This window comes from Phoenicibacter congonensis (genome assembly GCF_902386915.1).
GTDB classification, from domain to species: domain Bacteria; phylum Actinomycetota; class Coriobacteriia; order Coriobacteriales; family Eggerthellaceae; genus Phoenicibacter; species Phoenicibacter congonensis.
This window is the reverse complement of the sequence record NZ_LR698997.1, coordinates 250,245-265,301: the sequence shown is the minus strand read 5'-3', so window position 1 is coordinate 265,301 and position 15,057 is coordinate 250,245. Positions and strand designations below refer to the sequence as shown.

Annotated in this window: 13 protein-coding genes; 3 read left to right on the top strand and 10 right to left on the bottom strand. The window is 36.8% G+C overall.

Going from position 1 to position 15,057, the window contains the following annotated elements:
* Nucleotides 1-229: 229 nt before the first annotated feature.
* From FXZ76_RS01185 to FXZ76_RS01145, 9 genes are all read right to left on the bottom strand, one after another.
* On the bottom strand, nt 230-1,369 hold the full coding sequence (locus FXZ76_RS01185; protein ID WP_079535310.1) for a ParB/RepB/Spo0J family partition protein: 1,140 nt from the start codon (nt 1,367-1,369) through the stop codon (nt 230-232).
* Nucleotides 1,362-2,150: a ParA family protein gene (locus FXZ76_RS01180; protein ID WP_079535309.1), complete on the bottom strand. Its 789-nt coding sequence runs from the start codon at nt 2,148-2,150 to the stop codon at nt 1,362-1,364. The genes FXZ76_RS01185 and FXZ76_RS01180 overlap by 8 nt, the downstream gene beginning before the upstream one ends.
* A gap of 99 nt (nt 2,151-2,249) precedes the next feature.
* A complete protein-coding gene (locus FXZ76_RS01175; protein ID WP_079535308.1) occupies nt 2,250-2,744 on the bottom strand; it encodes a Jag family protein in 495 nt (164 codons plus the stop codon).
* An 11-nt stretch (nt 2,745-2,755) separates the two neighbouring features.
* The gene (locus FXZ76_RS01170) at nt 2,756-3,538 is read right to left on the bottom strand and encodes a YidC/Oxa1 family membrane protein insertase (RefSeq protein WP_079535307.1); all 783 of its coding nucleotides are present in this window, start codon (nt 3,536-3,538) and stop codon (nt 2,756-2,758) included.
* A gap of 12 nt (nt 3,539-3,550) precedes the next feature.
* Entirely contained in the window at nt 3,551-3,730 is a 180-nt protein-coding gene (yidD, locus tag FXZ76_RS01165; RefSeq protein ID WP_231961774.1) for a membrane protein insertion efficiency factor YidD, read from the bottom strand.
* A gap of 10 nt (nt 3,731-3,740) precedes the next feature.
* Nucleotides 3,741-4,088, bottom strand: coding sequence for a ribonuclease P protein component (rnpA, locus tag FXZ76_RS01160; protein WP_079535305.1), 348 nt, complete (start codon nt 4,086-4,088; stop codon nt 3,741-3,743).
* Nucleotides 4,081-4,215, bottom strand: coding sequence for a 50S ribosomal protein L34 (rpmH, locus tag FXZ76_RS01155; RefSeq protein WP_079535304.1), 135 nt, complete (start codon nt 4,213-4,215; stop codon nt 4,081-4,083). Before rpmH ends, rnpA begins: the two co-directional genes overlap by 8 nt.
* Nucleotides 4,216-4,449: 234 nt before the next feature.
* A complete protein-coding gene (dnaA, locus tag FXZ76_RS01150) occupies nt 4,450-5,937 on the bottom strand; it encodes a chromosomal replication initiator protein DnaA (protein WP_079535303.1) in 1,488 nt (495 codons plus the stop codon).
* 60 nt (nt 5,938-5,997) lie between these two features.
* Nucleotides 5,998-6,792: an ATP-binding protein gene (locus FXZ76_RS01145; protein WP_079535302.1), complete on the bottom strand. Its 795-nt coding sequence runs from the start codon at nt 6,790-6,792 to the stop codon at nt 5,998-6,000.
* A 570-nt stretch (nt 6,793-7,362) separates the two neighbouring features.
* On the opposite strand from FXZ76_RS01145, the gene dnaN reads away from it, so the two are divergent.
* From dnaN to gyrA, 3 genes are all read left to right on the top strand, one after another.
* On the top strand, nt 7,363-8,526 hold the full coding sequence (gene dnaN / locus FXZ76_RS01140) for a DNA polymerase III subunit beta (RefSeq protein WP_157887268.1): 1,164 nt from the start codon (nt 7,363-7,365) through the stop codon (nt 8,524-8,526).
* Between the two features lie 208 nt (nt 8,527-8,734).
* Nucleotides 8,735-10,672: a DNA topoisomerase (ATP-hydrolyzing) subunit B gene (gene gyrB / locus FXZ76_RS01135; protein ID WP_079535300.1), complete on the top strand. Its 1,938-nt coding sequence runs from the start codon at nt 8,735-8,737 to the stop codon at nt 10,670-10,672.
* 9 nt (nt 10,673-10,681) lie between these two features.
* Nucleotides 10,682-13,186 (top strand): DNA gyrase subunit A, encoded by a 2,505-nt coding sequence (gyrA, locus tag FXZ76_RS01130; RefSeq protein WP_079535299.1) that lies wholly within the window; start codon nt 10,682-10,684, stop codon nt 13,184-13,186.
* Between the two features lie 305 nt (nt 13,187-13,491).
* On the opposite strand, the gene FXZ76_RS01125 is transcribed toward gyrA, so the two are convergent.
* Entirely contained in the window at nt 13,492-14,904 is a 1,413-nt protein-coding gene (locus tag FXZ76_RS01125; RefSeq protein WP_079535298.1) for an aminopeptidase, read from the bottom strand.
* Nucleotides 14,905-15,057 lie beyond the last annotated feature (153 nt).

The following is a 15,057-nucleotide window of genomic DNA, read 5'->3' as shown; positions in this document are numbered from 1 at the left end:
AAATTTATTAAATTAATAAGTTCGATTGGAAATATAAAAGTATGTCTTCATTAATTCATATTCAACATGAAACATAGATTACACTCTCTTTTATAATTAAAAAGGTAAATTTTACATAATTTAAATGAATTATTTCTTTAAAAAGTTGATCTTAGAGTAAGCATAAAGAATAAGTTACTTCACCCACATATTAAAACAAATAAGAATTTCATTGTTTCATGTGAAACACTTACTCTTCTGCAAGTTTATCGTAAATTTTTCTTAATTCTTCTTCAGTTTTAAATGAAATCTCGAGCTTATTATCTTTCTTACCTTTTTTTACCTTCACATTGGTTCCAAGAACTTCTTTTAAAGACTTTGCCATTGCTGAATAGGCAGGTGGGATATTTTTAGTGTTAGAAGCTTTCGCTCTAGAGGCGGGGTCAATGGATAGTAGGCGAGCAAGCGATTCTGCTTCTCTAACAGTGAGCTTCTCCTCAATAATCTTTTCTGTGAGCTTATCACGCCCTTTTGCGCTTGGAACAGACAAAACAGCACGCGCATGTCCGGCAGTAATTAAGCCGTTAAACATGGCTTCTTGTGCTTTTTCAGGTAAATCTAAAAGTCTAATTGCATTTGCAACAGTAGATCTTCCTTTTGCAACTGCTTTTGCAAGTTCTGCTTGGGTGTAATTAAGCTTATCCATGAGACGCTTATATGCATAAGCTTCTTCAATTGGATTTAAATCATCTCTTTGTATATTTTCAATCAGAGCAAGTTCTAAAGCTTTTGAATCATTCGCCTCAATAACTGTAGCAGGGATTGTTTTTACACCTGCAATTCGCGAAGCTTGCCATCTTCTTTCGCCTGCAATGATTTGATATCTATCGCCTTTTTTACGAACTACTATAGGCTGTAGAACACCTTGGTCTTTAATAGAATGAGCGAGCTCTTGAAGTTTATTTTCATCAAAATTAGTTCTAGGTTGATCTGGATTCGGTTCGACTAACTCAACCGATAACTCAACAAGTTTAGAATTATCTTCTAGCTTTATTTCTTTCTCATTATCATTTGTAGCATTATCTTTAAGATCTTGATTATTAAATGTACTTACAACACCACTGTTTTGATGTTTATCTTCGCTTTCTTTAGAATTAAAAGCTTTAATCGAATCTACATTATCTCTTTCACTAATTTTTGAAGTCGCTGGAGTAGGTTTTTGTGTTTCACGTGAAACAATTTTATAGTCATCATCAGAAACAACCTCTTTAACAATTGTATTTTCACCTGTTGGTTGAATTAAAGGGTTAATAAACTCTTTTTCTTCGATGTTATTTCCAAGAAGGTTCGAGAGGCCCCTTCCTAAGCCACTCTTATGTTCTTTAGCCACGAGCAATCACCTCTTTTGCTAATTCTTTGTATGCAATTGACCCTTTAGACAGAGGCGCATAATCGGTAATTGGTTGCGCATATCCAGGAGCTTCCGCAATTTTTACATTGCGTGGAATAATTGTATTAAACATCAGCCTTCCAAAATAGTTTCTGACTTCTTCAACCACCTGTTTTGATAAAAGCTGACGTCCATCAAACATCGTTAAAACTACACCTAAAATATCAAGCGTTGGATTAAGATAATCTCTAACTCTCTTCATTGAATCTAACAACTTTGTCACACCTTCAAGTGCATAGAATTCACACTGAATTGGGATCAATAATTTATCGGCTGCTACTAAAGCATTAATTGTTAAAAGTCCTAAAGAAGGGGGGCAGTCGATAAAAATATAATCATAAAAACCTCTTAGTGAACCCGCTTTACTCTTAAGTCTATTTTCGCGAGCAATTTCTGAGACTAATTCAACTTCAGCACCAGCAAGATTAATAGTTGCAGGAACAATGTCAACATTTTCACAAATGTCCTTAATTATCACATCTCTAATGTCAACATCGTTTAGAAGCACATCATAAATACACTGATTCACTTCTCTTTTTTCAACCCCAATTCCACTTGTGGAATTGCCTTGAGGGTCTAAATCAATTAGTAAAACATGTTTTCCTTCTTGCCCTAAAGCAGCAGATAAATTGATGGCAGTAGTTGATTTCCCGACACCACCTTTTTGATTTAATATGGCAATAATTTTAGTTTGACCTGCTGGTTTTAAAGAAGAGTTCATAAAGAAAATCCTTCACTCAAATTGATACTTTTAGTATAGCAGTGAAAATAAAAAAGCACTCTTTCCGAGTGCTTTCAATTAGCCGAAATGTTAAAGATGCTAGTGTTGAATTGGTTTAATTACAACGTGACGGTCTTTTCCTTCGCCCACGGAATATGTTTCAACATCTTGTTCATCACTTAATACCATATGAATTATTCGTCTGTCATAAGGAGACATAGGACGAAGGTTAACTTTTCTATTTTGGTTCAATGCTTTATTTGCCATTTTATATGCAAGATCCTCAAGCTTATTCTTCTGACGACTCTTGTATCCATGAACATCAATTGTTACTGGATATTTATATCCAAGCTTGATTGAAGTGATCAAAGAAACCATTTGCTGAAATGATTGAATAGTAGAACCATGATGTCCAATCAAAACGCTCAAGTCTTCGCCGTCTAAATCAAGAATGAGCTCTCCCTCATCTCCCTCAAATTCACTAACCTCAATTTCCCCAAGCTCGAAAAATTGCGCAATTTCTCTCAAGGTTTCAATTGAAGTGTCAGCAATTTTGTCTAACTCTTCGTCAGACACTTCGGTTTTAAATTCCATAGTTTGCCCCGTTATTTCTTTTTCTTAGGACGAGCTTTTTTCGCTTTTCTGATTACATCTACATCGTATGGATGAGAAAGTTCAAGCTCTCGTTCTTCTTTTTCTTGATCAGCCTTTTTACAACGAGCCATTGTGAATTGGTTCTGTGCAATTCCAATGAGAGAAGAAACACCCCAGAACAAAAGAACGCCAGCTGGCGATGTCCAAGCGATAAACACCATCATCACTGACATAACTGCAGCCATAATGAGAGTTGTTTTTCCTTGAGGATTATCTTTGTTTTTCAACTGTTGCTGAACCATAGGGAAGAAAGTGGCACCGGCAAAAATAATTACCAACACAATGTATGGAATAAAGGTGAGGAAACCTTCATTAAATGCTTGAGATGGAGTTTTAATTAAGTCAGGAACTATCTGATAGAAGCTGATATTTGAAGCAGTTTGTCCGATATATTGATCAATGCTTCGTAACACTTGGAAAAGCGCAATAAACACTGGCATCTGAATGAGCATTGGCACACATCCGGCAAGAGGGTTAAAATGCGCATCTGCATAAATCTTTTGCATCTCTTGTGAGAGACGCACTTGATCATTTTTATATTTCTCTTGCAGTTCATTAATCTTAGGCTGAATCTTTTGCATTGTGTAGCTAGACTTAGCCTGTTTGTGCATAAGAGGAGCAACAAGTAATCTAAAAATAATCGTAATGATTATGATTGCTAAACCCCAGTCACCACAAAGGTTATAGAAGAATTGGACTAGTCCAAAAACTCCTTGTAGAATGGCTTCCCACATAACTTAAATTCCTTATAGTTTTTCAGGCACAGGATCATATCCATAATCCGAGTGTGGCCGACATTTACTAAGTCTCTTTAATGCGAGCTTTCCTCCTTGTAACACACCAAAACGCTCAATAGCAATTTTCGCATATTCGGAGCAAGTCGGTGTAAATCTGCAACAAGATGGAAAAAGTGGAGAAATCCCCACTTGATAAAATCTAATCAGCAATAGAGCTGTCTTTTTTATCAGAATTTTCAAATGACCGTTTTAAAACTCGTCTAAAATCACTTTTTACATCATCGTCACTAGCCGTGAGAAGTTTATATTTTGCAACGATAATTGCTTTCTTATTTAGAAACCAATCTTGATTCTCTAAATATACTCTCTTAAGCTTGCGACGCAGATAATTCCTTTTTACAGAATTTCCTAGCTTTTTGCCCGCAATAAAAGCTATTTGTGATTCAGTAGAATCAACATAAAAAATAGAAAAGTGACGAAACGATATCATCTTTCCTTTATTGAAAAGTTGAGATATTTCATCACTTCTCTTTATTGTGTTAAACACTTAAAACTTTACGGCCTTTCGCACGTCTTCTTGCAAGCACTTTCTGGCCGCCTTTAGTTGCCATTCTTGATCTAAATCCGTGGCATTTTGCTCTTTTACGTATATTTGGTTGATATGTTCTTTTCATTATTCCTCCAATAAATCACAGGAACAAGATATTATAGCTTAATAATTGTGGTTTTACAGCTTATTTTCTTTTTATATAACTACTAGATGTAGTAAATAATTAGTTTTTATTTAGATTAGTAATATTAATAAACACTGTTGATTTGTTTATAAGTCTTCATTATTCAATTAAACAAGCCTTTTATTTACATTAATAAATGCATTAAAAATTGTTTGGTTTATCAACCTCTGAAAATTAAAGGTCTTTAATAATCTTTTTTAGAACTTCGATTTGTTCTTTAAGATTTCTATTTTTTAGGATTTCTTGATCTATTTTATTTGCTCCATGGAGAACTGTTGAGTGATCTCTATTAAATTTTTTTCCGATTCCATCATATGGAATGTCGAGAATTGTTCTACATAAATAAAAACATATTTGTCTTGGGTAGGCTATGTTTTTTGATCTTGATTTTCCAATTAGATCAGAATGTGAAATCTTATAGTATTCTTCGACTGTCTTTTGAATGTCTTCTATTGTTAGATTTGATTTAACCATTGTGAAGTGATTAAGAAGGGTGGTTTTCAGTTCTTCTTTATCAATATCAGACCCGGAAAATGAGTATTTATAAATAATTAAAGTGATTGCGCTTTTCAATTCGCGTATGTTTGAACCAGAGTTTTCTGCAATAAAAGTAATTATGTCTTCTGGTATATAAAGTTGATCTTTTATCGATTGCTGGTTATATTCTTTTATAAATAGTTTAATGATTGCAATTTTTGTCTCAATTTCAGGCGGTTGAATATCACAAGTTCCACCTTGAAGAAATCTCGATGTATAACGTTCGTCTACGTCGATTACTTTTGGAGCTCTGTCTGCAGAAAAAATAATTTGTTTTCCTCTAGTGATTAAGTTGTTTAAAATCTGGAAAACATTATCAAGAGTTTGTTTTTTGCCTTGCAAGAATTGAACATCATCAATTAAGAGAACATCTGCCGCTTCATATTTTTCTCTAAAGCGGTGAAAGCTTAATTTTGAACGGTCATGTTCTGTTGCTGCTTGTGTGTAGTCATTAACCAATTCGTTTGTGTCTACATAAATAACTTTTAATTGTGGTCGTGTTGTTATTACATAATTTTGAATCGCCCTTAAAAGATGAGTTTTTCCTAATCCGCTTTTTCCATAAATAAATAAAGGATTTAAAACCTGATTTCCAGGATTTTCAGCTACTTGTACTGCCATTGAATATGCAAGTCTATTTGATTCGCCAATTACAAAAGATTCAAAAGTTTTGTCTGGTTCTAATGACTCTAAGATTTGTCTTTGCTCATCACTAGCAGGTTCTAGATTTGATTTTTCGAAATCCTCACTACTAAAACTCGTTGTATTTATTTCAGTTGTTGCTTGTTCAAAAATATTTTCTTGTTTTGGAGACTGAGTTTGCACATTAATGTCAATTAGCTTATTTACTTTTGGTTGGGGTGTAACTTCGTCCAACTCAATTTCAACCACATATTCACGTTTGAATAAGATATAAAGCGCTTTTTGTAGAGGTTCTTGAAAATTATGAATTGTCCACCGTTGCAAAAAATCAGAATCAATTGTCAAAAGAAGAAATCCATCACTCATTGCCTGAGGGACTAATTTATCTTTTATTGAAGAATATTGATTCCAATCGGCCAAGTTGTTGTTTTTTATAGTCTCACAAATTTGATCCCATGTTTGCATTAAAACAACTTGATTCATAATCGCCTCCTTATTGTGGATAACGATTATATCATTGTGGATAACTTCATTTTTTAGATTCTAAAGAGACTCTGTTATTTCTTTACCTAGCGCAGTGAGAGCACGTTTGGTTCCTACTTTTTTTACAAATTTCATTTGTTCTAGCTTTGATAATTCGTTATGAACACTAGACTGAGGAATTCCAAGTGATTCCGAAATTTGTTTATTGCCCGCTATTTCTTCTTCAGCTAATAGACGCATGATAGATTCTTGTCTCTTAGATACAATTTTCGATGTTGAATTATCAATCTCTAATGCATTTGGTAATTTAATTGTGTTTTGTTGATAGTTGCTATTTTTTTCTTCTTTAAGAGTTATAACAACTCCAGCATCAAGGTTGTTTTCTATTGTAATTTCACCATGATTTGATTCGAGATATTCTTTTGCAATTGGAAGTCCTGACCCAACTCCATCAATATATTTTTTCATTTCATGAGTTGCTGTTGAAAATCCTGGTCTGAAAACGTCTTCTTTATTCTTAATACCAGGTCCTTGGTCAGAAAAACGAATTTCTTTTCCGCCAGGGAATATTGAAACTACTATTTCTTTAAAACGCGCATGTATGAGATTTTCTGTGATTTGTTTGATGACACTGTAGGCGATTTTTCCACCTGATTTTTGAGATTCTCCATAGATTACAGCAGCAAGTTCTCCGATAAAATCTTTTGGTTCTTTTGGTGTAATCTCAATTATTCTAGGGCTAGATTTGAAATCATCATAGATAGCAACTCGCGCTGGAGTGTTAACAGAACACTGCATGTTTGAATTATCCAAAGATGTTGTGTTTTTATCGCTATGTTTGTCTTCAAAATTCATTATCTAGTATTTTAGACTGAATTTCTAAAAATTCGGGATTTATTGAATTCTGATTTACTTTTTTCGAGTTATTAACTTTTTATTCATAGATTGTTAATAACTTCTAAATTCTCTAAATTGAGTGGCTGTTTCAATTATCTTGTGGTTGATAAAATTAAGATTTAGAGATGTATTTAGCATTTATACTGGGATTTGGTAAATGAATAGTGTGGCTGTTTTAATTCTATTGTGGTTTGATAGTCTATTATTATAGAGTTGATGATTTATAAATTAAGTTTCCAAGTTAGAACGTATGATTGAAGAAATTTAGCTTAAAGATATTAACAACAAGAATTTCTCTAGAAATTTAAAATTCAATTCATTTTGCTCGTAAAACTCTTTAAATATCATACAAATCACCATAAGTAATAAAGTTATCAACATTATTAACAACATTTTTCGTTTGATACACAATCTTTATAAAAATTCAGAAGTATTTTCGCTAAAAATTAAAATAATTCATCTCTTTGAATTTTTTCCTCTAAAAATTCAGAAGTTATAATAAATTCATATGAATTAATGGGAGGTATCATGAAATTTTCAATGTCTAAAGAAGAATTAACGAATGCCCTTTCGTTAGCTGTATCAGCAATTTCAACAAATTCAACTCTACCTGTTATGTCTGGTGTTTTAGTGAATGCTAGCGATGGGAATGTAACTTTTGAGGCAACAGATCTTGATTCTTCTTGCAAAATCGTTTCTCCCGCTTTAGTAGAAGAAGAAGGTTGCACTGTTTTGCCTGGAAAAAAATTCTTTGACATCGCGAAAGTCATGGAAGATTCAAGGGTAGATGTCACAGCTGACGACGTGACAGCTTTTATTACTTGTGAGCAAGCAGCTTTTACTTCGAGTGTTTTAAATGCAAGTGAATTTCCAGGATTTCCCGAAATCGAAACATCAGCAAGTGTGACTTTTCCTTTTACAAAATTTCAGAGCATGATAAAGAAAGTTATTAAGTCAGCGTCGCGCGATGAGTCAAAAGGAATTTTTACTGGTGTCTTTTTAGAGGTTAAAGAAGGAAAAGTTCGCGCTGTAACATCTGACTCTTTTCGTGTAGCTGTGGCGGAAGAGTCTGTTGATGTAGAAGAAGGATGTGAATTTGAAGCAATTATTCCGCCTCACTTTTTGAATGGAATCATTTCAATGTCTGCTGACGACTGTGATGTTTGTGTTGCCTACAACGACAACCAAGTGCTAATTAAAGTTGGAAACATTACATTTATTAATAGAAAGCTTCAAGGAAAGTTTCCAAATTATAGAAGACTCATTAATCCTTCCAATGAAACTACTATTGTTGTCGATAAATCGTCTCTGACAAAAGCTCTTAAGCGAGTTTCAGTCCTTCGTGAAGAAAACACAGCAGTAGTTTTTGAAGTAAACGTTGATGAAAACTTGTTACAACTTAAGCTAAACACAACTTCAAATGGTGCTGCAACTGAATTTGTTAATGAAGTTAAATGCTGTGGAATTGATTGTGTGGCAGGGTTTGATGTCTCGTATATTAATGATGGTATTTCGTCAGTTGGAACAAACGATGTGTTGCTAACAATTTCTTCTGGGAAACAACCTGCTCACATTGCTCCTTGTGTTGAAAATAGGTCTAATTTAAATTTTGAGAGTGTTGTTGAAAACGATGGAAACATGTTAAAGAACAAATTTTTGTATCTTGTTATGCCTGTTATTCAGCCTAAATAACATTGTAAATTAACCTCAACCTAACAATAAGTCAAAAAATACAATAAACAGTGCTTAAAACGTCTTATATCGCGTTGTCTCGTGTGTTTTCATGCTATATTTGACTTTTAAATGCTAAAATAATGACTGCATATGATGTGTCTAAGTTTCATTTTCACAGCAGATGTTAAATGTAATTCATTTTTTAAACCCCATCTAAGGAGGATAAATGGCCGATACTTCGCACTATGGTGCTGAGGACATTCAGGTTTTAGAAGGATTAGAACCTGTTAGACAACGTCCTGGTATGTATATTGGATCAACTGGTCCTCGAGGGCTTCATCATCTTGTTTATGAGGTTGTTGATAATTCGGTTGACGAAGCGCTTGCAGGATATTGTACAGAAATCGATGTCTCTATAAATGAAGATAATTCAATAACATGCATTGATAATGGTCGTGGAATTCCTGTCGCTATCCATCCTAAAGAGGGCATTCCAACTGTTGAGGTAGTTTTAACTATTCTTCATGCAGGTGGTAAGTTTGGAGGAGAAGGGTATAAGGTTTCAGGTGGACTTCATGGCGTTGGCGTTTCAGTTGTAAATGCCCTTTCAACTCGCACTCAAGTAAATGTCAAGCGTGACGGCAAGGAATATCAAATAGCTTTTGATCATGGCAAAACTGTTGAGCCTTTAAAAGTTGTTGGTAAGGCAGAAGGAACAGGAACCACTGTTACTTTTTGGCCAGACCCTGAAATATTCAAGGAAACAACAGAATTTAACTTCTCAACACTTGCAAATAGGTTCCGCGAAATGTCCTATTTAAACCGTGGATTAAAACTCATTCTTCATGACAAAAGAGATTTAGATGAAAAAGGCAATCCAAGAACAGAAACTTTTCAAGCAGAAGGAGGAATTGTCGATTTTGTACATTTCTTAAATGCTGGAAAAGAAACAATTAATGAACCAATTTATTTCGATGCCAAAAGTGACACTGGTGAAGTTGAAATTTCAATGCAGTGGAGCAGCTCCTACACAAGCACAATCATGTCGTTTGCAAATAACATTAATACGACTGAGGGTGGAACGCATCTCGAAGGTTTCAAAACTGCGCTGACTCGTGTTTTGAACAAATATGCTCGTTCAAAAAATCTTCTTAAGGAAAAAGATCCAAATTTAACTGGTGACGATGCCCGTGAAGGTTTGGCAGCAGTAATTTCTGTTAAGTTACATGAACCTCAGTTCGAAGGACAAACTAAAACAAAGCTTGGCAACACCGAAATGAGAACCCTTGTAAACGATGCAATGGGAAAAAGTTTCGAAGAGTTTTTGGAAGAAAACCCCAGCGCTGCAAAAGCAATTGTTGGGAAAGCATCTCAAGCCCTCAAAGCACGTGAAGCTGCAAGAAAAGCTAGAGAAGCGACAAGACGAAAAGGTGTTCTGGAATCTTTCTCTTTGCCAGGAAAATTGGCTGATTGCTCCTCAAAAGACGCTGCGCTTTCTGAAATATTTATTGTAGAGGGCGATTCAGCTGGCGGTTCAGCAAAACAAGCGAGAAACAGGAAATATCAGGCGATTTTGCCTTTGCGTGGAAAGATTTTAAATGTAGAAAAAGCTGGTTTACACAGGGCTCTTTCATCTGACACAATTTCTAGTTTAATAACTGCTATTGGAACAAACATCGGCGATGATTTTGATGCCGACAAAGCACGTTACCATCGGATTATTATCATGACCGATGCTGATGTCGACGGTGCTCACATTCGCATTCTGCTCTTGACTTTTTTCTTTAGATATATGCCAGAGCTCATTACTCGTGGATATGTTTATGTTGCTCAACCACCTCTATATGGAATCAAGAAACGCAATTCTCGCAATCCGAAGATTGAACGTTATTTCTTTAAAGATGAAGATCTAAAAGAGTTCACAACTTCAAATGAAAATGCTGAGAAATTTGACATTCAGCGTTACAAAGGTTTGGGCGAAATGGACCCTGACCAGCTTTGGGAAACAACAATGGAGCCTGAGACTCGCACGCTTTTGCAAGTAACGATTGAAGATGCAGCTACAGCTGAGCGCGTTGTGAGTGAACTCATGGGAGATCAGGTTGAACCTCGCAAGCGCTTCATTCAAGAACATGCAAAAGAAGCTCGTTACCTCGACATTTAAGGATAAAGAATGACCGAAGATAATAAAAAGAAAAACGAAAACAAAGCTCAGGCTGAAATTGAAATAGAAGAAAACGAAATTGGCAACATTGAGCCTTCTGAGATGGCTCGAGAAATGCAACAATCATTTCTTGAGTATTCAATGAGTGTTATCGTCGCGCGTGCTTTACCTGATGTGCGCGATGGTTTAAAACCGGTACATCGTCGAATTCTCTATGCAATGAACGAGTCTGGTTATTTACCAACAAAACCTCACATGAAATCAGCAAGAACTGTCGGTGATGTTATTGGTAAATATCACCCTCATGGAGACAGTGCAGTCTATGACACGATGGTTCGTCTAGCGCAGCCATTTTCAATGAGAGTTCCACTGATTGATGGACATGGAAACTTTGGTTCAATCGATGGTGACAGTGCTGCTGCTATGCGTTATACAGAGGCGCGTCTTGGTAAAGCTGCAATGGAACTCCTTCGTGATCTTGATAAAGACACCGTTGAGTGGATGCCAAACTACGACGAAACATTGCAAGAACCTGAAGTTCTTCCTGCTAGATTTCCATGTTTGCTCGTGAACGGTTCAAATGGAATTGCTGTCGGCATGGCAACAAACATTCCTCCTCACAATCTTGGCGAAACAATTGACGCAACAGTGATGATGCTCGACAATGAGGACGTTACAACTGAGGAACTCATGACTGTTCTTCCTGGCCCTGATTTCCCTACTGGTGGTCAAATAATGGGCACAAAAGGCATTAAGGATGCCTATGCGACTGGTCATGGGAACATTACTCTGCGTGCAAAATTTGAAGTTGTTGAAAAGAAAAACGGACGCCAGCAAGTTATCGTAAAAGAAATTCCATACATGGTTAATCGCCAGAAGCTCATGGAAAAGCTTGGCGAGCTTGTTCGTGAAAAAGAATTCCCAGAAATTTCAAACATTCATGATGGTGCTGATCGTCATGGGATTGACATTATTATTGAGCTAAAAAGTGGAGCTCTGCCTGAGGTTGTTATCAACAAATTGTGCAAGCACACGCAACTTCAAACTGGTATCGGCATCAATATGCTCGCGCTTGTCGAAGGAACCCCGAAAGTTCTGAGCTTGCGTGAGATTCTGCAACTTTACATCAAGCATCAAATTGAAGTTGTAACTCGCAGAACAATTTTTGACAAGAAAAAAGCGGAAGAGCGTGCCCACATATTGGAAGGCTATATCATTGCTCTAGATAACATTGATGAAGTCATCAAAATTATTCGCGGAAGTGAAACTGACAAAATTGCAAAAGTTGAATTAATGAGTCGTTTTGCTTTGAGTGAACGACAAGCAGATGCAATTCTTGAAATGAAATTGCGCCGATTAACAGGTCTTGAGCGTGAAAAAATAGAAGAGGAATTAAAAGAACTTCGCGAGAGAATTGCCTATTTGCAATCGCTTCTCGATGACGAAGGTAAGCTTAAAGGTGTTATTAAAGAAGAGCTTCTTGAGATTAAGAAGAAATTTAACACTCCTCGTTTGACTAAGATTGGCAACGCAAGCCGCGACATCGATGTGATGGATTTGATTGCTGATGATGATATGGTGGTTACTCTCACAAATGCTGGATATGTGAAACGTTTGCCTGCGACAACCTATCGCCAGCAAAAACGTGGAGGCAAAGGAATGCAGGGGGTCAATCTCAAAGACAGCGATTTTGTTGTTCACATGGGCATTGCGAGTGCACATTCATGGCTATTGATGTTCTCAAGCAAAGGCAAAGTTTATCGTTTGAGAGTATATGAAATACCTGAAGCAAGCCGCCAAGCTCGAGGAACGGCTATTGTCAATTTGCTGCAACTTGATAAAGATGAGCGCATCACTGCAGTGATTTCAACAAAAGAGTTCCCAGCTGATGAATATCTAATGTTCGCTACAAAGAGTGGAATTTGCAAAAAAACTTCTTTAGATTTATATGACAGAAATCGTCAGAACGGTTTAATTGCGATTAATTTGAAAGACGACGATGAGTTAATTTCTGTTAGAAAAGTGTCCCCTGGTGAAAAAGTGTTGCTCGTTTCTTCGCTTGGAAAAGCTATTCTCTGGGATGAGAGCGAAGTTCGCGCAATGGGACGCGGAACAATGGGTGTGAAAGGAATAACAATTCCAGCAGGAGCGCAAGTTCTTGGAATGGAAATTGCAAAACCAGGCAGCGATTTGTTCGTAGTAACCGAAAAAGGCTACGGTAAACGCACCGATGTTTCAGAATATCCAGAGCATCACCGTGGTGGACAGGGTGTGTTCACGATTCAAATGACTCAAAAGAAGGGTCTTTTGGTTGGTATGAAGATTGTTCACGAAGACGATGAACTCATGATTATTTCTGAAGAGGGAGTCATCACAAGAACACCTGTTTCAGGCATCAGCAAGCTTGGAAGAAGCACACAAGGTGTTAAGGTTATGAACATTGCTTCTGGAGATAAAGTTACTGCTGTCGCTGTGACATCCCAAGATGATGATGATTTTGAAGAGGAAGAATAATTCTTAAGAGAAAGTATTTAGTTTAATAGCGTAAAAAAGAGGCGCTAGCGTATAGCGCCTTTTTTCTTCCAATGCAGCTTTAAAGTAACACTTCTCAGTTTTCATTTCGCCTAGTAGTTTATCTCTTATCCTTTCGCTGCTTCTTTCCTATTGTTGTGGGATCTTTTGGTCGCATGAGATTAGTCTCTTGTATATATAAGAATTCTTATTTCTGATCTGATTGCAGACATAAAAAAAGGGGCACCACATGGAAGACACCCCTTTTCATCTTGGTAAGTTGATTAAAAGTTATTCAATCTTCTTTATTAAAGACCAGCTTTCTGTAAAAATGCTAGATATCCGCGGTAGGCCTCATAAATGTCACATTTGCTTGTTACTTCCCATGGGCTGTGCATTGAAAGAACCGCAACACCAGAGTCGATAACATCCATTCCCATGTTTGCTGTGATGTAGGCGATTGTTCCGCCTCCACCTGCGTCGACTTTTCCAAGCTCAGCGAATTGGTAGGTGATGTTTGAGTCGTCCATAATTTTTCTGATTTCAGCGACAAATTCTGCATTCGCATCATTTGAACCACTTTTGCCTCGGCTTCCTGTGAACTTGCTGAACACAAGTCCTCGCCCACAAAATGACGCATTTTTCTCTTCGAATACGCTTTCATAAAGAGGATCTACTCCAGCGTTGACATCTGAAGATAGCATCTTGGAATTACTGAGTGCGCGCTTGACAGAAATCGCATCGTCTTTTCCAAGAAGCTTGCAAATTTCAGCTATTGTGTTTTCGAAGAAAGCACTCTGCATGCCGCTAGCTCCAACACTCCCAATTTCTTCCTTGTCAGAAAGGAAGCAAACACATGTGCGCTCTGGAACTTCTCCATTTGTAGCAACGTTAAGTTGAGCAAGAAGTGAAGGGTAGGCGCAAACTTTGTCATCTTGTCCATATGCCAAAATCATGCTGCGATCAAAACCCATTTCGCGCGCGCGACCAGCAGGGAACACTTCAAGTTCAGCGCTTAGGAAGTCCTCCTCCTCAATTCCATATTTCTCTTTTAATAGGTTGAGAGTGTGCTGCTTGATAGCATTTTTCACTTCTTTGTCGTCTTTGAGCTCTTTAGTTGTCTCATTGCCAACAAGAATGTCAAGATCTTCGCCTTCAATGACTGAATCGGCGTTCTTTTTCAACTGTTCCTTGCCAAGATGTATCAAGATGTCTGGGACACAAAAAACAGGGTCGTTTTCATCTTCGCCAACAACAACATTGATAGTTTCGCCGTTCTTGAGTGCAATAACGCCATGAATTGCAAGTGGCAAAGTTACCCATTGATATTTTTTGATTCCGCCATAGTAGTGCGTGTCCATCATAGCGAATTCGCATTTTTCATATAGCGGGTTTTGTTTTATGTCGAGACGAGGTGAATCGATGTGAGCACCGAGGATATTCATTCCTTCTTCGATGTTGTTTTTGCCAATTTGTACGAGAGCAACAGCTTTGTTTTTGTGGCATGCCCAAACTTTATCTCCAGGCTTTAAAGCCTCATTGTTTTTAATGGCTTCGGCAAGCGATTTATATCCCGCATTTTCTGCACATTCAATCGAGCCTTTAGCAAATTCGCGTTCCGATTTATGACTGCTCAAAAAATCAATGTAGCCTTTACACAGAGAGTCGAGCTCTTTCCGCTCGGCTTCACTGTATTTTAACCATGCTTGCTTATTATCCATAGAAGACCTTTCTCTTCGTTTGTTACTAGTTAGATATTCTTATTTAGCTGAAATGATGTCAAGATGTTCGACTTAAACTAATCCCCAGGTAGCATTATTTTTCTATCCTCTTTCGCAGTCAAGACTCAAATCAATTTACAATTTAAGTCTGAC